Source organism: Gordonibacter sp. RACS_AR68 (genome assembly GCF_030418485.1).
GTDB classification, from domain to species: domain Bacteria; phylum Actinomycetota; class Coriobacteriia; order Coriobacteriales; family Eggerthellaceae; genus Gordonibacter; species Gordonibacter urolithinfaciens.
Genome location: NZ_JAIPUP010000004.1, coordinates 97873 through 116781 on the forward strand (window position 1 = coordinate 97873; position 18909 = coordinate 116781).

Here is an 18909-nt window from a genome sequence, read left to right on the forward strand (position 1 = left end):
AAAACGCCTGCGCGCACGCCCCCTGGAGCGCCTGTGCGCCCCTCTAGCATGGAGGGGAATCCGCGTCCGCGCCGACGAGCCGGAGCGCACCGTACCAGCAAAGAAGGAGGCTCTATGAACCCGTTTGAGCAGAAGCCGAAGAAGTCGTTGATGGAGATGGTCCCCAACTGGAAGCAGCTCGCCGTCAAGCCCTACGACAAGCTCGAAGCCGACCCTTACACCAAGGCGCGCATCATCCTCATGAACGGCATCGAGGTTGAGGCGGCGATGTTCGGCCACAACTTCAACCGACACTGCGAGAACAACGACCTGCGCCGCGACCTGGCCCTGTGCCGTCGCATGGAGCAGGAGCAGCAGAAGCGCATCAACTGGATGAGCCCGAGCAACGAATCCACACTCGAGCTCACCATCGGTTACGAGCAGCTGGCGGTCGACCTCACGGCGTGGCTCGCCATGCACGAGCCCGACGAGTACGCCAAGTCCTGCATGGACTTCGCTCTGCTCGAGGACTTCGACCACCTGTACCGCTACGCCGACCAGCTCAAGTTCGACGAGGACATCCCCGCGCACAAGCTCGTGCGCGACACCATCGAGATCACCCCGGGCCGCCCGACCATCGCGCACCATCGCCACCCGTTCGACTCCGTGCGCATGCCGCGCAACTCCAAGACCGGCGACATCCGCACGACGCTCGGCGCGCTCATCCTCACCGCAGGCGAGCAGCAGACGATGAACTTCTACATGAACCTGGGCAACACCGTGCCCGAGGGACCTGGCCGCGACCTCTACCAGGAGATCGGCATGGTCGAGGAACAGCACGTGACGCACTACGGCTCGCTCATCGACCCGTCCATGAGCTGGCTCGAGATGCTGCTGTGGCACGAGTACCAGGAATGCTACCTGTACTACTCGTTCTACGAGACCGAGGTGGACGCCCGCGTCAAGAAGATGTGGGAGATGCACTTCGAGCAGGAGTGCATGCATCTCTCCATGGCCTGCGATCTGCTGCAGAAGTACGAGGACACCGAGTGGCAGCAGATCATTCCCGCCGGCGAGTTCCCCGAGCTTCTGGACTTCCACCCCACGAAGGACTACGTGCGCCAAGTCCTGGCCGAACAGGTCACCCTCACCGCGCAGGACGAGGAGTTCGTCGACATCGACGACGTGCCGAGCGACTTCCGCTTCTTCGAGTGGAACGACACGGTGAACGGCCGCGTCCAGGACGTGCCGAGTCATGAGGCCGTGCGCCAGCTCATCGAGCGCGACGGCGAGGACTACCGCTCCGAGGACGCCGAGAGCCCCATCCCGGAGCTCCGCAGCCGCAAGAAGGACGACACCAAGCTCGCCCGCGTGCAGGGCTACGGTAAGAAGGCTCACGAGGTCGAGAAGCAGACCAAGGAAGAGCGCGAGGCCGTGCTCGCGTAAGCGCACCACCCACCGTCAGCAAGCGAACAGGGCGCCCACCGGGCGCCCTGTTTTCTGTAGGACAAGGGTTCTTCCCTTGCCGTCGGGCCGGGCTCGCCCGCAGGTGGCGGCAAGGGAAGAGCCCGTGCCCTACGCCTCTTCCCGGCCTTCTCCCCCGTCTTCGCCGCCCGGCGGCCTCAGTCGCCCGGCATCCTTCAGCGCGCGGCGGAGGATGAACTCCACCTGGGCGTTGACGCTGCGCAGGTCGTCCGCAGCCCAGCGCTCGACAGCCTCCCAGAGAGCCGGGTCGACGCGCAGCGGGTATTGTTTGCGTTTCGCCATATCTCACACCGCGGGCGCCCCGGCAAACGCGCGGGGCGCCCGCCCTTCCCTACTGGTACAGCGTCCCCGTGTTCAGCACGGGCTGGGCGTCGGACTCGCCGCACAGCACCACCATGAGGTTCGACACCATAGCGGCCTTGCGCTCGTCGTCCAAGTCTACCACGTTCTTGCGCGACAGCTCGCCCAGCGCCATCTCCACCATGCCCACCGCGCCCTGCACGATCTTCTCACGCGCGGCTATCACGGCGTCCGCCTGCTGGCGGCGCAGCATCGCCTGGGCGATCTCCGGCGCATAGGCCAGGTGCGTGAGGCGCGCGTCGTCTATCACCACGCCGGCTTTCTCCAGGCGCACGGCCAGCTCCTCCTTGAGAGCGGCCGACACCTCCTCGATGTTGCTGCGCAGCGTTATCTCGCCCTCAGGCTCTCCGGGCATCTGGTCGTAGGCATAGGTGGTGGCCACGTGACGCAGCGCCGTCTCGCTCTGCGTGTGCACGTAGGAGTTGTAGTCGTCCACGTCGAACAGAGCCTTCGCCGTGTTCTCGACGCGCCAGACGATGACGTCGGCTATCTCGATGGGGTTGCCGCACTTGTCGTTCACCTTCAGGTGCTCTCCGTTGTACGTGCGGGCGCGCAGCGAGACCTTCGTGGACAGCGGCGTGCTCTTTCCAGTGCGCGCATCGACGGTGCTGCCGGCCGAGCGCGAGTAGAACGGGTTCGCCCAGTGGAAGCCCTCGTCGCGCACCGTGCCCTTGTAGTCGCCGAACAGGATGAGCACGCGCGCCTGGTTCGGCTGGATGGTGAAGAAGCCCATGAGCATCAACAGGGGCCCCACGCAGAGCACGACGATGCCCACGACCAACAGCACCACGCCCATCGTGTGGGCCGGCGTGGCGAGGGGCATGTCTTCGGGCGGCAGCATGGTCGCCCCGGCCACGATGCAGGCGACGCACGCGGCTGCGAGAACGAACGTGAGCAGCAGCAGGGGCCAGCCGTTCCTTGCGTGGATGGTTTTCTCGACGGACGCGCCGCCGGTCGCACGCGCGGTCTTATCGGACATGACGGTTCCTTTCTCTCCCGAACAAGACGCCCTATGCGCCCGTCCGCACCCTCGCACCGCAAGGTGATACGAATATGATATCACATTGAGATCGCGTTGACGAGAGCGTGCGAGAATGCCCGCGAGAAAGACCGGCGTCGAACTCCGCCGCACTTTCTCATTTTTTCATTTTACGATGTTTCACGTGAAACATCTGTTCGCGTATCAGGCCAAAAAGAAAGGAGCCCTTGCGGACTCCCTTCTCTTCAAGCGTTCGGCTTCGTGCGCTCGGCTACTCGCCAGCCTCCGTGTAGTTGCGGGTCACGCTGGAATCGACCGACACGCCCGGCGTCATCGTGGCGGACACGGTGACGGACTTCACGTACTTGCCCTTGGCCGCAGCCGGCTTCATGCGAATGATCTCGTCGTACACGGCACCGTAGTTCTCGGCGAGCTGCTCGGCCGTGAAGCTGACCTTGCCGATGATGACGTGCGCGATGCCGTAACGGTCGGCACGGTACTCCACGCGGCCGCCCTTGAGCTCGTTGATGGCCTTCGCCACGTCGTTGGTGACGGTACCGAGCTTCGGGTTCGGCATGAGGCCGCGGGGGCCGAGGATCTTACCGAGACGGCCGACCTTGCCCATCTGGTCGGGCGTGGCCACGGCGGCGTCGAAGTTGAACTCGCCGGCCTGGATCTGCTGCATAAGCTCGTCGGAGCCCACGATGTCGGCGCCGGCCTCCTCGGCAGCGCGGGCAGCCTCGCCCTCGGCGAACACGGCCACGCGGACCGTCTTGCCCGAGCCGTTCGGCAGGCTCACGGTGCCGCGGAGCTGCTGGTCGGCCTGGCGGGTATCGATGCCCAGGCGGAAGTCGACCGTCACCGTCTCGTCGAACTTGGCGGTGGAGACTTCCTTCACCAGGTTCATAGCCGCCAGCGGCGCGTAGGCCTCCTCGCCGATCTTCTCGATCGCAGCACGGTAGTTCTTGGACAGTTTCGTCATGTTGGTTCCTTTCGTGGTTCGTAGCGGGCACATGGCGCGCCCTTCCACTGCCTTTTATCGCTCAAACGCCCGCCCGGTCGGACGGCCGTGTTTGCGCTTTGGTTCGCCGAAGGACTAGTCCTCGTCCTCAAGCGTCTTGCCCTGCAGCATGGCGGCAACCTTCTTGGAAGGCACGTACTTGATCTTCATCTCGCGGCCCTCGATGCGCACGCCCATGGAACGAGCCGTGCCGGCGATGATCTCCATGGCGGCCTCGATCGTGTTGGCGTTGAGGTCCGGCAGCTTGATCTCGGCGATCTCGCGGAGCTGGTCCTCGGTGAGGGTGCCCACGGACTGCATGTGCGGGATGCCCGCGCCGCTCTTGATGCCCAGCTTCTCCTTGATGAGGATGGCCGCCGGCGGAGTCTTGCACACGAACGTGAACGACTTGTCCTCGTACACCGTGATCTCGACCGGGATGATGGTGCCGGACTGGTCCTGCGTCTGGGCGTTGAACGCCTGGCAGAACTGCATGATGTTGACGCCCTGGGCGCCCAGCGCCGGGCCGACCGGAGGAGCCGGGTTCGCGGCACCCGCGGGGATCTGCAGCTTGATAAAGCCGGTTTGCTTCTTTTCAGCCATGATAACTACCCTTTCAGCTGATCATAACGTTTCGAAAATCAATCTATCAACACAGCGGCATATGTCGAATGAGAAGCCCCGGTCCACGCGGGCACGCGACGCCGCCGATGTTCGCTAAATCTTGGCGATCTGGTCGAACGAGAGCTCCACGGGAGTCTCGCGCCCGAAGATCGACACGAGCACCTTCACCTTGCCGGCATCGGGGGACACCTCCGAGACCACGCCGTCGAACTCCGCCAACGGTCCGGAAACCACTTTGACGGACTGCCCCACCTCGATGGAGGAGGACGTCTTCTTCGGCGTGCCGGGACGGTTTTTGTCCGAGCGCATGCCCATGATCTTGTTGTACTCGTCGCGGGTCAGCGGAGCCGGGTTGCCCTGGCTGCCCACGAAACCCGTGACGCCCGGCGTGTTGCGCACGGCCGCCCAGCTGCGGTCGTCAAGCTCCATGCGGACGAGCACATAGCCCGGGAACACCTTCTTCTCGCTCTCGACGCGGCGCCCGCCCTCTTTGATTTCCGTCACCATCTCGGTGGGGATCTCGATGGCGAACACGTTGTTCTCGAGGCCCATGGTCTCGATACGCGTCTCGAGGTTCTTCTTCACCTTGTTCTCATAGCCCGAGTAGGTGTGCAGGACGTACCATTTCTTCGACATGTCCTTAAGCCCCCAAACTCGAGATGCCCACGAGAACCGGTGTGATGATGACGTTGTCGAGAAGAGCCACGTACACGCCGAAGAACAGCAGCGCGGCCACGACGACGACGCTCCAGCGGAGCACGTCCTTCTTCGTGGGCCACGTCACGCGCTTCATCTCGGCACGCACGTCCTTGAGGAAGCCGAAACGACGCTTCTTGGGCTTGCTCTCGACCTTCTTCTCGGCTTTCTTCTCTATCTTGCCCTTGTCCTGCTTGTTGGCGGCAGGGGTCTCGGCCTTGTCGGCTTTCTTGAAAAACCGCTTCTTGGGTTCCGCGGCGGCATCGGCCTCGGCGATATCCTTCGCCTCGACTGCGGCGCTCTCGGCCTCGAGGGCCTGCGCCTTTCGTGCGGCGCGTGCGGCCGAGGCCTTTGCGCGCTGTGTTTTCGATTTCTTCGCCATCTGGTTCCTTCGCCCGAGAAAACCGGGAAAATCGTTATCCGTCTAAACGCCAAACAAGCAGCCTGATTCCAAGCTGCTCGAACAAGCAACCTGAATGCAAGCTGCTCAAGATTAACAAGCTGGCAGGCCAGGAGGGACTCGAACCCCCAACATGCGGTTTTGGAGACCGCCGCTCTACCAATTGGAGCTACTGGCCTATTGCTTGTCCTACCCTGATAACGCTATCGAGTCTCTTTGTGCGTCGTGTGATGACCGCACCACTTGCAGTACTTCTTCAACTCGATGCGATCAGGATTGTTCTGCTTGTTCTTCTTGGTCGTGTAATTGCGGCGCTTGCAATCAGTGCAGGCCAAAGTGACCAACGTGCGCATGAATTCTCCTCTTATCGCTTACGTGTCGAGCTTGATAACGTAATCGGCATACACATGAATTCTCAAAGGCGGGGCCCGCCGGAGCGGACCCCGCGTTACTGGTGAAGCGGTGTTACTTGATGATCTTCGTCACGCGGCCGGAGCCAACGGTGCGGCCACCCTCGCGGATAGCGAAGCGCAGGCCCTCTTCCATGGCGATCGGGTGAATGAGCTCGCCCTTGATCTCCACGTTGTCGCCCGGCATGACCATCTCGGTGCCCTCGGGAAGGTGGGCAACGCCCGTCACGTCCGTCGTGCGGAAGTAGAACTGCGGACGGTAGCCATCGAAGAACGGCGTGTGGCGGCCGCCCTCTTCCTTCGTCAGGATGTAGACCTGGCCCTCGAACTCGGTGTGCGGGGTCACGCTACCGGGCTTGCAGAGAACCTGGCCGCGCACGATCTCCTCGCGCTTGATGCCGCGGAGCAGGCAGCCGATGTTGTCGCCGGCCTGGGCCTCGTCGAGCAGCTTGCGGAACATCTCGATACCGGTGCAGACCGTGTTCTGGGTCTCCTTGATGCCGATGATCTCCAGCGGGTCGTTCACATGGAGCGTGCCGCGCTCCACACGGCCGGTGGCAACGGTGCCGCGGCCGGTGATGGTCATGGTGTCCTCGACGGCCATCAGGAACGGCTTGTCGACCATGCGCTCCGGCGTGGGGATGTAGGAATCCACCGCGTCCATGAGCTCCCAAACCTTCTCCTGCCACTCCTTGTCGCCCTCGAGGGCCTTCAGAGCGGAGCCGCGGATGATCGGGGTGTCGTCGCCCGGGAACTCGTAGCTGTCGAGCAGCTCGCGAACTTCCATCTCGACGAGCTCGATGAGCTCCTCGTCGTCCACCATGTCGCACTTGTTCAGGAACACGACGATGTAGGGAACGCCGACCTGACGGGCGAGCAGGATGTGCTCGCGGGTCTGGGCCATCGGGCCGTCGGTGGCGGCGATAACGAGGATGGCGCCGTCCATCTGGGCCGCGCCCGTGATCATGTTCTTCACGTAGTCGGCGTGGCCGGGGCAGTCGACGTGAGCGTAGTGGCGGGAATCCGTCTCGTACTCGATGTGGGCGATGGAGATCGTGATGCCGCGCTCGCGCTCCTCGGGAGCCTTGTCGATGTTCTCGAAGGCCGTGAAGTCGGCGCGGGCGGAGCCGTGGCTGCCGTCGTTCTCGGACAGCGTCTTGGAAATGGCGGCCGTGAGCGTGGTCTTGCCGTGGTCAACGTGGCCGATGGTGCCGATGTTAACATGCGGCTTGGAACGCTCGAACTTCTCCTTAGCCATGTTTCATCCTCCTTATCAAGGTTTCGCTTGCGCGAAAGTCAAAACAAAATAATGACGCGCCCGGAAACGGACGCGGAATAATCAAAATGGTAGCGGTGACTGGATTTGAACCAGTGACGCCACGGGTATGAACCGTGTGCTCTAACCAACTGAGCTACACCGCCATGTTAGAAAATGGAGCCTGCGATCGGACTTGAACCGACGACCTCTTCCTTACCAAGGAAGTGCTCTACCTGCTGAGCTACACAGGCGATTAGATGGTGGGCGCGCTAGGATTCGAACCTAGGTAAGCATAGCTAACGGGTTTACAGCCCGTCCCCTTTAACCACTCGGGCACACGCCCCTGTTTCGCTCAATTCATGTGTATTTATCAAGCTGCCTGCCGCGTGTTTCGGTAGTTCCGAACGCGCGAGCAGATGAATAATACGCTAGGATCACCAGCGTGTCAACTACCTACACGCCCCCGGGCGTGTCTCCACGATTCCTCCTTTTTCGTGGGGAAACGCTTGCGGTCCCCCTCCTCCCCCGCCCTATGCGGCGTAAAAAAATTTCCCGAGGCGGGAGCGTCATCGTTTTGCCGAAGGCCCATCTATATTTATAGAGTAAGGCCTCTGCATCCATTTTGCGCGGTATGATGCGGAGAACGACGGAAGAAGGGCCGTACTGCCGGACATGAGGCCGCGCCAGTCATTTGGTGCGGATGCATCCTCGCATAGGGCGCGCAACGTCCTGGCGACTGCCGCGGGTTCGCCCTTGCTGGTTGGGCAACCGGTTCCCTACTATATATAGGTCATGCTTCCCTATACGTTGTGGTCATCTATTTCCCCTGTTCCACGGCTTGTTTGCCTTCGTTTGACGTCCTCGGAACGGTTGCGCGTCCTCGGCTTGGAAAACCCCCATCGTTGATCTGGGTTTATGAAACGCGTTCACAACAATTTTTGTCCATCTGCGCAAACGTGTTATGATGCGCACTGCTTTTGCCCACACATACTACGTGCTCAATTCAGGAGGTCTTCGAATGAGAGAGCATACAAACGGACTCAGCAGGCGAGCGTTCATTGGCGGTGCCGTCATGCTCGGTGCCGCATCGATCGTAGCTCCGACGACCGCATTCGCGGCGACGGCTGCGGAGAAGCAAGCCGAGGCGGACGCCGTCCGCAACCAGCTCGTCGGCCTTCAGGCGGATCTCGAAGCCGCCGCCGACAGTTACAAGCAGGCGCTCGACGCGCAAGAGGTTGCTCAGGCTGCCATGGAAGCCGAGCAGGTCAAAATCGATGAAGCCAACGGAAAGATCGCCGATCTTCAGGACAAGCTGGGAACGCGTGCGCGCAGCATGTACCGCTCCGGTTCGTCGAACTTCCTCGATTTTGTCATGGGCGCGACCTCGTTCGAGGAGTTCACGCAGAACTGGGACCTGCTGAACAAGATGAACGAGAACGACGGCCAGATGGTCGACGAGACGAAGACCCTGCGCGAGGAGCTGCAGGCGTCGAAGGACGAGTACGCCCGCCAAGAGAAGATCGCCGCCGACAAGGCCGCCGAGGCGAAGGTCATCCAAACCGAGGCCGAGGCGAAGGTCGCCCAGGCCACCGAGCTGGTGAACTCCCTGGACGCCGAGGCGCAGGCGCTGCTCGCCGAAGAGCAGGCAGCCGCCGCGCGTGCCGCAGCCGAGCAGGCCGCGGCCGAAGAGGCCGCCCGCCAGGCGCAGAACAACAACAATGGCTACAATGCGCCGAGCAGCAACAGCAACAATACGTACGTGCCCCCCGTCTACAACAACGGCGGCGGCGGTGGCGGTGGCGGCTCCGTGGGCAACTACGGCTCCGTCGTGGACTACGCCATGAGCCGCATCGGCTGCCCGTACGTATGGGCCGCCGAAGGCCCGAACGCGTTCGACTGTTCCGGGCTCGTGCGCTGGGCGTACCTGCAGGTGGGCGTCTCGCTCCCCCATTACACCGAGTCGCTGTACGCCTGCGCGAAGAACCGCGTGCCCATTTCCGAGGCGCGCCCGGGCGACGTGCTGTACCGCCCCGGCCACGTGGGCATCGCGGTGAGCTACGGCGGGTCGCATTATGTGCACGCCCCCACCTTCAACGCGTACGTGCGCGACACGGACCCGCTGTCGTGGGCCGACTTCACCTGCGCGCTGCAGTTCTAGGCCGCACCGTTTCAACCTGGTTTCGCAAGGAGGGCCTCGGGCCCTCCTTTTGTATAATAGGGGCACTTCACTCCCCGCGAAAGGAGCATGCGGCATGAACATCTCCGTGAGCCTGGAAAACGGCCTCCTCCCCGACCGGTACGGCAAGCACGCGCCGGCCGACGCGATGCTGGACGGGCACCCGTGCGTATCGTTCCCCCTGTCGATAGACGACGTGCCCGAGGGCACGCGATCCCTGGCGCTCACGTTCCTGGACTGGGACGCCATCCCCGTGGGCGGCTTCTGCTGGATACATTGGATAGCCTGCAACTTCCCCGCCGAAACGCGCCTCATACCCGAGAACGCGAGCGCCTCGGGTGCCGTGCCGTGCGTGCAGGGATCGAACAGCGACTGGTCGCCGCTGGCAGGTTCGCATACCGACCCGCGCATCATCCACCGCTACGCCGGGCCGTACCCGCCTGACAAGACGCACGATTACACGCTGACCGTGTATGCGCTCGACTGCGAGCTGGACCTGGCCGAGGGATACTACCTAAACGAGTTCCGCCGCGCCATCCGCGGCCACGTGCTGGCCGAGACCTCGCTCGAGCTGCCGAGCCGCGCCTAGCGGGACGCGCCGCCATGGAGCCGACGCATATCGAGCACCCGTTGGAACCGATCTTCGATGCCCGGTCGCGCGTGCTCGTGCTGGGCACGATGCCGTCGCCGAAGTCGCGCGAGGCGGGCTTCTACTACGCGCATCCGCAGAACCGCTTCTGGAAGGTGATGGCCGCGCTGTTCGAAGAGCCGGAGCCCCTCGGCAACGAGGCACGCGCGGCGTTCATGTTGGAGCGGCGCGTCGCGCTGTGGGACGTGCTGGCCTCGTGCACCATCGAGGGCGCCTCCGATGCCTCCATTTCCAATGCCCGCCCGAACGACCTCTCGCGCATCGGCTTGGCCGCGCCGCTCGAAGCCGTGTTCACCACGGGCTCGAAGGCGACGGGGCTCTACCGGCGCTTCTGTGCAGGCATGCTTCCGGGCGTGCCGCACGTGGGCTTGCCCTCCACGAGCCCCGCGAACGCCCGCATGCGCCTGGCCGACCTCGTGGAGGCGTACCGGCCGCTCCGGGACGCGCTGCGCCGAAGCGCCTGAGCCCCGGCGCGTTGGCCTGCGCAACCGCGGGTCGGCGGACGTTCCGACAGTCGTACCACCGCCTCCCGCGCCCAGTCGCGCGGGAGGCGGCCGATGCGGGACGGCGGCAGACAGGCGTGGTCGCCTGCGAACGCAGCTACTTCTCCGCCTTCTCGGGATGGCCGTGGTCCTTCTGCCAGCGATCCCAGGTGGAATAGCAGATTGCGGCGCGTTGGTCCTGGTCGGGCCATTTGTCCTTCTCATAGCGGGTGATGTGCTCCATGCAGCGGGAGATGTACGTCTCCTTCTTCTCGTTGCCGCGAGGGTCGGGTATGGGCATGTCCTGCCTCCTTTCGCCGGGCCGGCAGCGCGGCGCGCCGTCGGCCGTCCGGGTAACGTCAGCCGCATCGTAGGCGACGTGCGCCCGGCGCACCCGGAGTCCCTGCAGTTGCGACACGGCGGTTTCCGCCGGGTTGCCCTGCCGTCGCCCGCTACGCGGCGCCGTTCTTGCAGCCAATTGCTGCCTCGTGACCTACTTCCCTCCCCATCAGCCGCCTCAAGCCGAACCTCCCGCGGACGCGCTTCCTCCCGAGGCCCCCGCTGCCTGCCCCTACCTTCCCGCACGTTCACGCGGGAAATCCGCGTCCCGACGCAATCGCGGTCGACGCGTAGGATGCCAAGTCGTATACTGGCTGGTGGAATTGGCAGCACAGAGCGAAAGGATGCACACGATGACAACGTACGCGGACCTGCCCGGAGACGAGCTCGACGCCCTCAAGGCCGAGTTGGAGGCGCAGTACGCCGAGATCAAGGCGCGCGGCCTCGCGCTCAACATGGCACGCGGCAAGCCCGGGGCCGACCAGCTCGACCTGAGCATGCCCATGCTGGCCACGGTGACGACGGCCGAGGACTGCCGCGCGGAGGACGGCACGGACTGCCGCAACTACGGCGTGCTGGACGGCCTGCCCGAGGCGAAGCGCTTCATGGCGTGCATGGTGGAGGAGGACCCGGCGAACATCGTCGTGGGCGGCAACTCCAGCCTTTCGCTCATGTACGAGACCGTGGCCCGCTGCCTCGACTTCGGCACGCTCGGTTCCAAGCCGTGGAGCCAGTACGACGGCATCAAGTGGCTCTGCCCCGTGCCGGGCTACGACCGCCACTTCGGCATCACCGAGGCGTTCGGCATCGAGATGATCCCCGTGGCCATGACGGCCGACGGCCCCGACATGGACGAGGTGGAGCGCCTCGTGGCCGGCGATGCCTCCGTGAAGGGAATCTGGTGCGTGCCGAAGTACTCGAACCCTGGCGGCGTGACCTACTCCGACGACGTGGTGCGCCGCCTGGCCGCCATGGAGTGCGCGGCCGACGACTTCCGCATCTTCTGGGACAACGCCTACTGCGTGCACCATCTCTACGACGACGCGGCCGACCAGGACCAGCTGCTCGACATCGGCGCGGCGTGCCGCGAGGCGGGCAACCCTCACCGCTACTTCAAGTTCGCCTCCACGTCGAAGGTGACGCACCCCGGCTCGGGCATCTCCGCCATCGCGGCCAGCCCCGACAACGTGGCCGAGATCAAGAAGCGCATGGGCGTGGGCACCATCGGCTACGACAAGCTCAACCAGCTGCGTCACGTGAGGTTCCTGAAGGACGCCGACGGCCTGGCGGCCCACATGGCCAAGCACGCCGCCATCCTGCGCCCGAAGTTCGAGCTCGTGGTGAGCAAGCTGGAGGAGGGCCTGGCCGAGGTGGGCGGCTGCTCGTGGTCGAGCCCGCGCGGCGGCTACTTCGTGTCGTTCGACGCCCCCGAGGGCACGGCGAAACGCATCGTGGGCCTGGCGAAGGAGGCCGGCGTGACCATGACCGGCGCCGGCGCCACCTACCCCTACAAGCAGGACCCGCGCGACAGCAACATCCGCATCGCCCCCACCCTGCCCCCGCTCGCCGAGCTGGACGCCGCCATGGACGTGTTCGTGTGCTGCGTGAAACTGGCCTACGCGGAGAAGCTGCTGGGCTAGGACGCTCAGAGGGCACGACACCGCGTCGCACCCCTTCCCCATCGATTCCCCCAGGCGACCCGGCACCCGTGCCGGGTCGCCTCGCATTCGCCGCCTCCCGCGTACGTCGACGCCCTCGCGAGGTTCTGGCAATTTTGATAGCTTGCATTTTCTTCGACAACCCCCCTATACTCGAAGCGAAAAACAACGACGGGGACAACCTCTCGGGGACGGGGAACACGACGATGCTGACCCTTAGCGTGTACAGCGCGGACGGAGAGTTTATCCTCACGTGCCAGATGGAGGATATGGCGTCGTTTCTCCATGTCATACACACGGAGTTCGAGCCGCGTTGGGCTGCCGATCCTAACAAGGCCGCCATCAGCGGAAAGATGCTCGTCATAGACTCGGTGCGCGGCCCCGATTCAATGACGCCTGTGCTGTCGCAGCGCCAGCGGGAAATCGTCGAGCTGCTGTCGCGCTCGTATTCGCCGAAGCAGATCGCCTGCGCGCTCGGCATATCCGAATCGACCGTGCGCATGCACATCAACACGCTGAAGAAGCGCTTCAACGTGACGAGCTGCTACCATCTCATGACGGTGGTGACGGCGCTCGGGCTGTGCGACCCTTTCGTTGACGAGCCGCACGAAAAGTCCATCACCCTCCTCTACGATGACGACCGCGGCCTGCGCAAACCGAGACGCCTACAGCCTCCCAGGGAGCCGGAAGACCCGAGAGCCTCGCGAAAGGAAGGGGATGGAACCCCGTAGCCGGCATACTGGATGCCGGCTACAGCACGTATCCTAGCGGTTCACGTCGAAGTCATCGGGGCAAAGCTCGCGCGACGGGCTGGTGTGGGGCAGCTTCTCGAAGCCCACCCGCACCTCGTCGAGGTCGCGATAGCCGGCGGCCTGCAGCCGCTTCACTTCGGCACCGGAAATCCTCACCTGGTACTTTTCCGCTCCGTCGACCTTCGCCACCAAAAGCTCGCCCCACATACGCACGGGCGGATCGCCCTTGAAGAACCCCCCGTCGCCCGCCCGCCGCACCGTAAGGCCCACCTCCTCGGGGCCGAAACCTTCGGCCATGAGGTCGAGGTAGGCCTCGGGAGGCAGGCCCACCAGGCACTCGAGATGGCCCATCACCTCGCAGAAGAAGAGCTTGCCCACGGTGGCAGAGCGCTCGTCCGGGCTTCCCCTCCCAGCACGCCCGCACCCGGCATCCGGGGCCGGGTGTGCGCTCGCACAGCGCTCGTCGGCACCGTACCGGCCAGACGGATCCTCCCAGGCGGGAAGATTGCCCCTACCGTTTCTTTCGTTCACGATACCGCCTCCTTCACCGCAACGCCAACCTCGGCATCAGCTCACCTTCCCAGCGTTTTCGATGCACCGGGCGCCTTGGGGACACTGAAGGCGCCCGGCGCCTTGGGCGCCCCGTCAGCACCGGAAACTCCCGGAGCCCCGGGGACGCCGGGAGCGCCAGGGGCGCCAGGCGTCCCAGACGTCCCGGGCGCGGAAGCAGAAGGCAGCTCGGCCCCGCATGCAGGACAGGAGGTCGTTTTGGGCTCGCAGTCCTGCCCGCAGGCGGGGCACTTGCTGTCGAGCGATACCGTCGTCGGTCTGAAGCACATTGCCTTCCCCTTTCAATACGCCGCTTCGTCGTCGGTCGCGCTGTCGTGCACGGCCAACTTCGACTGGGCGGACAAACGTTCCACGAAGCGACGCACGCGCTGGGCCCAGCGGTCGAACACCTCGCGCGCGTCGTCAACCGGATAAAGTTCTTCTTTGAAGTAGCGGCGGAACAGCACGTCGGAGAACGCGGCGTAGTCCTCGCTTCGCATGGCCTGCTCCATCGCGAACCCCGGCGCTATCATAGCGGCCAGGTTCGCGGCCTGGTACAGCTGGTAGAAGGCCACGCGTATCCGCGCCCGCCTGCGCTCTCCGTCTTCCGTTAGCGCCTCGTCCATAAGCTCGCTCGCCCGCCGGATGCCCGCGAAGGCGTCGTCGTAGGTCGTTGCCATGGCGCACCCCCGCCCTAGGCGAACAGCTTCGCCATAGTCTCCCTGTCGGACAGGCCAACGCGCGTCGGCTGCGTCTCGCGGCCCTGCTTCTCGAAGTGGTAGACCCGCACGTCGTCCTCGCCCAGGCCGTCGCGCTCGGCCAGGTCGGCCAGCGTCTGGAGGATATGGTCGGAGTGCGAGGTGATGAGCACCTGCTTGCCCTCCTGCGCCATGCCGAGCAGGATCTCGGCCATCGTGCGCTGGTAGCGCGGATGCAGGTGCGTCTCCGGCTCCTCGACCATCACGAGCGCGCCCTCTTCGGAAAGCGAGCCCAGCACCACGGTGGCAACCGACTGGTTCACGCCGTAGCCGGAGTTCACGGCGCTCACCCACATGCCGCCCTCCACGAGGTCCACCACCACGCTCGGACCGTCCGTCACGTGCGGGCTCACCTCCACGCCGAGCTTCGCCAGGCGCGCGGCCATCACGTCGAGGCGCTTCTGCATCTCGGGGAAGCGCTTCGCCTCGTTCAGGCGGTACAGGATGAGGTTCGACAGCCACTCCTCCAAAGCCGACGCATCTCCGGCGCGGTTCGAGATGTCCTCGACAGAGGGGTTTCCGGCCAGAAGCGGGTAGTTGTAGCGCGTGAAGCCGCGGTTCGACGACAGGTAGAGCGCATCCTCGAACCACTTCAGCAGAGCTTTCTGGGCGGACAGCGTTCCCGTGTAATCATCGGTTGCATAGGTGCCGCCACCGTAGCCGCCAGCTGCCAGCGGGAAGAACAGCCTGCCCGACGCCTCGATGACACCCTCCTTCCGGCTGTCCCACGACCATGCGCGCTCGCCGCCCCGCGAGAACGACTCCTCCACGCCCTCGGGCGAGGTTTCCAAGCTGTACGCCATCTCGCCGGGACCGTCGTCGAGCGCGACCTCGATGCGCACGGGCTGCGAAGCATCGTGGCCGTACGCTACCTCGCGGAAGTCGCCGAGGCGCAGCAGGTAGTCGTTGTAGCTGATCTCCTTGCGCTGCAAGCTCTGCTTGATGAAGGCGAGCGACTGGATCACCGAGGTCTTCCCGGTGGAGTTGAAACCGGTGAGCACCGTAACCTTCGCGAAGTCGAGGTCGATATTCTTCAGGGCCTTGAAGTTCTCCAGATGAACGCGCTTGAGCATGACGGTCCCCTTTCGATGGAGCGGTTGTGTGATTACCGTGCGAGGCGGCGGATGGCCGCCGGATGGGCCGGCCTGACCGAAAGCGCGCGCACGGGGCACCACTTCACGCAGTCGCCGCACCCCGTGCACACGTAGCCATCCGCTATCGCAACCTCGCCGTCGCGGGCTGCGAAGTTGCCCCGAGCACACCGGCGCACGCACGCTCCGCAGTTGCAGCACGCACTGCCGCGCCGGATGATGAACGGGGACTCGCTCATTTCTCGTCGGCCTTTCTCTTACGCCCTTAAGCCGGCGCTAGCCGAACAGCGAGCGGAACGGCACGTCGTCGGCGCGGTGCACGTTGCATTGGGCCAGCTTGACGTTGTACACGCCCGACAGCCTGCAGCAGTTGTCAGGATCGTTGTCGGTGCACATGTTGATGTTGGACATGAACCAGCCGCCGAGCCACGGCTCGGACTCGGGCAGCTCGGGGAACCACCAGCCATGCTGAGCAGCCACGGTGTAGGGCGACACCGATGCGTCGAGCTTGGCCTTCTGCAGGCAGCGGCCGCGGCGCGTCTCGATCCAGCACCACATGCCGTCGCCGATTCCCAGATTTGCCGCCGTCTCGGGATGTATCTGGAAATGCGGCTCGGGATAGCGGTCGCGGCACCCGTTCACCTGGCGGTACTCGGAATGGTAGTACGGCATGACGCGCGAGCCGGCCGTGAGGATGAGCGGGAAGGCCTCGGCCACGTCGGGGGTGGAAATCGGCGACTCGAAAGGCTCCTCGTAGTAGGGCAGCGCCTCTTTCTCGTCGAACAGGTCTTCGATGATGGTCGAGCGCAGCTCCACCTTGCCCGTAGGCGTGCCGAAGCCGTAGAGCTGACCGGTCTTCGGATCGGACATCTTGTGCCATTCCTCGGGCGAGGGGTTGAACACGGGATCCGTGATGGCGCCGCGCGCCGAGGTGCCCTGCGGCTCGAGCATGGCGTCGTAGGCCTCCTCGGTGGTCTGCCACGACCAGTACTTCTCGCACGTCTCCTCGTCGAACGTGCCCTCGACCAGCGAGCGCCAGAACTCGTAGTTGTCGCGGCGCTCGTACAGCGGCGGCACGGCCGCCTCGCCCGTGAGGGCCACGCCGGTGATGCACGGGCCGCCCCCGCCCACGCCCCACAGCTGCGGACGCTCGAGCCAGCCGGCGGCCGGCAGCACGTAGTCGGAGAGCATGGCGAGCGGCGTCATGGTGTACTCATGGGTTATCACCAGGTCGAGCAGCTTCACGCACTCGTACACGTCCTGGGTGTTCGAGAGGTTCGAGAACGGGTTCGACGCCTGCGCGATGAGGCCCTTCACCGGATAGGGCTTGCCGGTGCGGATGGCCTCGCTCACAGCACACCAGTTCTGCGCGCACGTGGCGTTCTGGCTCAGGAAGTAGGGATGGTGGAACACGCGGCTCTGGGCATCGGAGATCATCTGGTAGCTGGGCCATGAGTGGAACGGGAAGCGGTCGGAGCCGAGCTGCTTGTCGCGCTGCGACTTCGGCAGCATCTCGGGCATCTCGAACGTGGCGTGCGGCAGCACGTCGTTGGGAGGAGCCAGGTAGGTCTGGCCCGCCTTGTTGATGCCGATAAGCGCCTTGAGGCATGCCTTGGCGCGGTTGGCCTGCGCCTGGTTGCGACCGATGGCGTCGGTGGCCAGGCCCCAGGGCAGGTACGCCGGCAGGCAGGTGGCGTACATGCGCGCCGCCTTCACGATCTTCTCGGCCGGCACCCAGCAGATCTCGGCCACCTTCTCGGGCGGATAGGCCTGCACGGCCTTCTTCAAGTCCTCGAAGCCGTACGTCCACGCCTCGACGAACTCCTTGTCGTAGAGCTCCTCGTTGATGATGACGTTCATCCAGCCCATGGCCATGGCGCCGTCGGTTCCGGGCCGCAGGCGCAGCCATACGTCGGCGTTGGCCGCGTACTCGGTGCAGCGCGGGTCGACCACGATGAGCTTGGCATCGGGGTCGTTCGCGAACAGGTCCTGGTAGCCCCAGTGCTCGGGGAAGTCGCCGGATTGGGCGGGGTTGTGCCCCCACAACACCACGCAGCCCGTCTTGGCTGCCGTGAAGGCTGCTGCGAACTGGCCGTACGTCGCGCTCTCGTTCGTGTACGTGGGGCACCAGCAGATCTCGGAGCCGCCCATGGCCAGGTTGGGGCTGCCGTACAGGTTGAAGAACCGCCCTTCGTACCACTCGTCGGTGCGGCCCGTGCCGTGCGAGAAGATGACCGACTCGGGGCCGTACTCGTCGGCGAGGTAGCGCAGCTTCTCACCGATCTCGGCGCACGCCTGGTCCCATGTGAGGCGCTCCCACTTGCCGCTGCCGCGCGCGCCCACGCGCTTGAGCGGGTAGTTGCAGCGCTTCGGGTGGTCGAGCCACTCCAGCTGGAAGTCCATACGCTCGCACACCCGGCCTTGGCTCACCGTGCACTCGGGGTCGCCCTCGAGCTTGGTGATCTTGCCGTCCTCTACTGTTGCCCGCACGCCGCAGTTGGCATGCGAGGCGAAGCATAGCGCTCGTTTGTACTCGACGTTTGACATAGTTCGCCCTTCTTCCTCTCAGGTCGTTCGCTTCGTCGAATGGCTGAATCGAGGATGCGCGGAACCTAAGGCGAAGGTACTCCCCCGCGCCCGCCGCGCCAAGCTGTCAAATTTGATGGATGGGGGAATATGGAGAAGGGCCCGGACGCCTCGGCATCCGGGCCCTTGCGCTCAGGCCTGCTCCCGGCCCGTCGCATCCTGCACGGCCGCTTCGGGCGCGCCCGGCAGGGGGACGCGCAGTATCTTGCCCGCTATCGCCATGCACAAGGGCTCCACCTGCACCGCCACCACATAGCAGATCGCCCACATGAGCGGCATAGGCGCGAGCAGACGGTTCACGAACAGGGCGTCCATGCCGGTGACCATCCACGTGAGCACGAACGAGATAACGAACACGAGCACCGTGCACAGGAGCACGTCCTTCAACAGGAACCAACCCGCCGATCCTTCGGGCGCCCCGCAACGCAGTGCGTACTTCATGGACAGAGGTATGAGCGGAAACGCCGCCAGGATAACGGTGCCCAGGATCGTGCCCACGGCCACGCCCACGGCGAAGCCCATGGGCTCGAACGGCGCGCCGGATACCACCGGCGAGAACGCGCTCATGGTTATGGCCAGGAAAAACGACATGAGAAAGCCCATAAGGGCCCGATACGAAAACGTCATAGAACCCCCTTAAGCCGAGTCGAAAAGACATCGCTGCACCATCGCATCCCC

The 18909-nt window shown here is 64.6% G+C and carries 21 protein-coding genes and 4 tRNA genes; 6 read left to right on the plus strand and 19 right to left on the minus strand.

Features of this window, described 5'->3' with window-relative positions; translation table 11 throughout:
- Window positions 1–114 precede the first annotated feature (114 nt).
- The gene (locus K9U15_RS09620; protein ID WP_096226937.1) at window positions 115–1425 is read left to right on the plus strand and encodes a hypothetical protein; all 1311 of its coding nucleotides are present in this window, start codon (window positions 115–117) and stop codon (window positions 1423–1425) included.
- Between the two features lie 129 nt (window positions 1426–1554).
- Here K9U15_RS09620 and K9U15_RS09625 read toward each other — a convergent pair whose 3' ends face one another.
- From K9U15_RS09625 to K9U15_RS09680, 12 genes are all read right to left on the minus strand, one after another.
- Window positions 1555–1746 carry a hypothetical protein gene (locus K9U15_RS09625; RefSeq protein ID WP_096226938.1) on the minus strand — a complete coding sequence of 64 codons (192 nt, stop codon included), beginning with the start codon at window positions 1744–1746 and terminating at the stop codon, window positions 1555–1557.
- 49 nt (window positions 1747–1795) lie between these two features.
- A complete protein-coding gene (locus tag K9U15_RS09630; RefSeq protein WP_172623275.1) occupies window positions 1796–2803 on the minus strand; it encodes an SPFH domain-containing protein in 1008 nt (335 codons plus the stop codon).
- A gap of 271 nt (window positions 2804–3074) precedes the next feature.
- Window positions 3075–3785: a 50S ribosomal protein L1 gene (gene rplA / locus K9U15_RS09635; protein ID WP_015539789.1), complete on the minus strand. Its 711-nt coding sequence runs from the start codon at window positions 3783–3785 to the stop codon at window positions 3075–3077.
- 114 nt (window positions 3786–3899) lie between these two features.
- The gene (gene rplK / locus K9U15_RS09640) at window positions 3900–4406 is read right to left on the minus strand and encodes a 50S ribosomal protein L11 (RefSeq protein WP_087191848.1); all 507 of its coding nucleotides are present in this window, start codon (window positions 4404–4406) and stop codon (window positions 3900–3902) included.
- 114 nt (window positions 4407–4520) lie between these two features.
- On the minus strand, window positions 4521–5063 hold the full coding sequence (gene nusG / locus K9U15_RS09645; protein WP_015539791.1) for a transcription termination/antitermination protein NusG: 543 nt from the start codon (window positions 5061–5063) through the stop codon (window positions 4521–4523).
- A gap of 4 nt (window positions 5064–5067) precedes the next feature.
- Entirely contained in the window at window positions 5068–5505 is a 438-nt protein-coding gene (gene secE / locus K9U15_RS09650; RefSeq protein ID WP_015539792.1) for a preprotein translocase subunit SecE, read from the minus strand.
- A gap of 120 nt (window positions 5506–5625) precedes the next feature.
- Window positions 5626–5702 (minus strand) — tRNA-Trp (locus K9U15_RS09655).
- A 24-nt stretch (window positions 5703–5726) separates the two neighbouring features.
- On the minus strand, window positions 5727–5876 hold the full coding sequence (gene rpmG, locus K9U15_RS09660) for a 50S ribosomal protein L33 (RefSeq protein WP_041239432.1): 150 nt from the start codon (window positions 5874–5876) through the stop codon (window positions 5727–5729).
- A 112-nt stretch (window positions 5877–5988) separates the two neighbouring features.
- On the minus strand, window positions 5989–7191 hold the full coding sequence (tuf, locus tag K9U15_RS09665) for an elongation factor Tu (RefSeq protein ID WP_087191850.1): 1203 nt from the start codon (window positions 7189–7191) through the stop codon (window positions 5989–5991).
- A gap of 87 nt (window positions 7192–7278) precedes the next feature.
- Window positions 7279–7355, minus strand: a tRNA-Met gene (locus K9U15_RS09670).
- Window positions 7356–7366: 11 nt separating this feature from the next.
- Window positions 7367–7442 (minus strand) — tRNA-Thr (locus K9U15_RS09675).
- A 7-nt stretch (window positions 7443–7449) separates the two neighbouring features.
- Window positions 7450–7534 (minus strand) — tRNA-Tyr (locus K9U15_RS09680).
- A 675-nt stretch (window positions 7535–8209) separates the two neighbouring features.
- Between K9U15_RS09680 and K9U15_RS09685 the strand changes: the two genes are divergently transcribed.
- The 3 genes from K9U15_RS09685 (at window position 8210) to K9U15_RS09695 (ending at window position 10480) form a co-directional block, all read left to right on the plus strand.
- On the plus strand, window positions 8210–9349 hold the full coding sequence (locus K9U15_RS09685) for a C40 family peptidase (protein WP_096226939.1): 1140 nt from the start codon (window positions 8210–8212) through the stop codon (window positions 9347–9349).
- A 94-nt stretch (window positions 9350–9443) separates the two neighbouring features.
- On the plus strand, window positions 9444–9956 hold the full coding sequence (locus K9U15_RS09690) for a YbhB/YbcL family Raf kinase inhibitor-like protein (RefSeq protein WP_096226940.1): 513 nt from the start codon (window positions 9444–9446) through the stop codon (window positions 9954–9956).
- Window positions 9957–9970: 14 nt separating this feature from the next.
- On the plus strand, window positions 9971–10480 hold the full coding sequence (locus K9U15_RS09695) for a DNA-deoxyinosine glycosylase (protein WP_096226941.1): 510 nt from the start codon (window positions 9971–9973) through the stop codon (window positions 10478–10480).
- A gap of 136 nt (window positions 10481–10616) precedes the next feature.
- Here the strand turns inward: K9U15_RS09695 and K9U15_RS09700 are convergent, their stop codons facing one another.
- Window positions 10617–10799, minus strand: a complete 183-nt coding sequence (locus K9U15_RS09700; RefSeq protein WP_015539795.1) for a hypothetical protein — start codon at window positions 10797–10799, stop codon at window positions 10617–10619.
- 391 nt (window positions 10800–11190) lie between these two features.
- Here K9U15_RS09700 and K9U15_RS09705 point away from each other — a divergent pair, with 391 nt between their 5' ends.
- Both K9U15_RS09705 and K9U15_RS09710 read left to right on the plus strand, forming a co-directional pair.
- Window positions 11191–12477, plus strand: a complete 1287-nt coding sequence (locus K9U15_RS09705) for an aminotransferase (RefSeq protein WP_301154875.1) — start codon at window positions 11191–11193, stop codon at window positions 12475–12477.
- A gap of 224 nt (window positions 12478–12701) precedes the next feature.
- Window positions 12702–13226: a helix-turn-helix transcriptional regulator gene (locus K9U15_RS09710; protein WP_123649891.1), complete on the plus strand. Its 525-nt coding sequence runs from the start codon at window positions 12702–12704 to the stop codon at window positions 13224–13226.
- A gap of 33 nt (window positions 13227–13259) precedes the next feature.
- Here the strand turns inward: K9U15_RS09710 and K9U15_RS09715 are convergent, their stop codons facing one another.
- The 6 genes from K9U15_RS09715 to K9U15_RS09740 form a co-directional block, all read right to left on the minus strand.
- Window positions 13260–13778 carry a hypothetical protein gene (locus K9U15_RS09715; protein WP_123649890.1) on the minus strand — a complete coding sequence of 173 codons (519 nt, stop codon included), beginning with the start codon at window positions 13776–13778 and terminating at the stop codon, window positions 13260–13262.
- 320 nt (window positions 13779–14098) lie between these two features.
- Window positions 14099–14476: a hypothetical protein gene (locus K9U15_RS09720; RefSeq protein ID WP_096226945.1), complete on the minus strand. Its 378-nt coding sequence runs from the start codon at window positions 14474–14476 to the stop codon at window positions 14099–14101.
- 14 nt (window positions 14477–14490) lie between these two features.
- Window positions 14491–15627 carry an AAA family ATPase gene (locus tag K9U15_RS09725; protein WP_096226946.1) on the minus strand — a complete coding sequence of 379 codons (1137 nt, stop codon included), beginning with the start codon at window positions 15625–15627 and terminating at the stop codon, window positions 14491–14493.
- A 32-nt stretch (window positions 15628–15659) separates the two neighbouring features.
- The gene (locus K9U15_RS09730; protein WP_123649889.1) at window positions 15660–15884 is read right to left on the minus strand and encodes an ATP-binding protein; all 225 of its coding nucleotides are present in this window, start codon (window positions 15882–15884) and stop codon (window positions 15660–15662) included.
- A 37-nt stretch (window positions 15885–15921) separates the two neighbouring features.
- On the minus strand, window positions 15922–18192 hold the full coding sequence (locus K9U15_RS09735) for a molybdopterin-dependent oxidoreductase (protein WP_301155979.1): 2271 nt from the start codon (window positions 18190–18192) through the stop codon (window positions 15922–15924).
- Between the two features lie 171 nt (window positions 18193–18363).
- Window positions 18364–18858, minus strand: a complete 495-nt coding sequence (locus K9U15_RS09740) for a hypothetical protein (RefSeq protein ID WP_096226948.1) — start codon at window positions 18856–18858, stop codon at window positions 18364–18366.
- Between the last annotated feature and the right edge of the window lie 51 nt (window positions 18859–18909).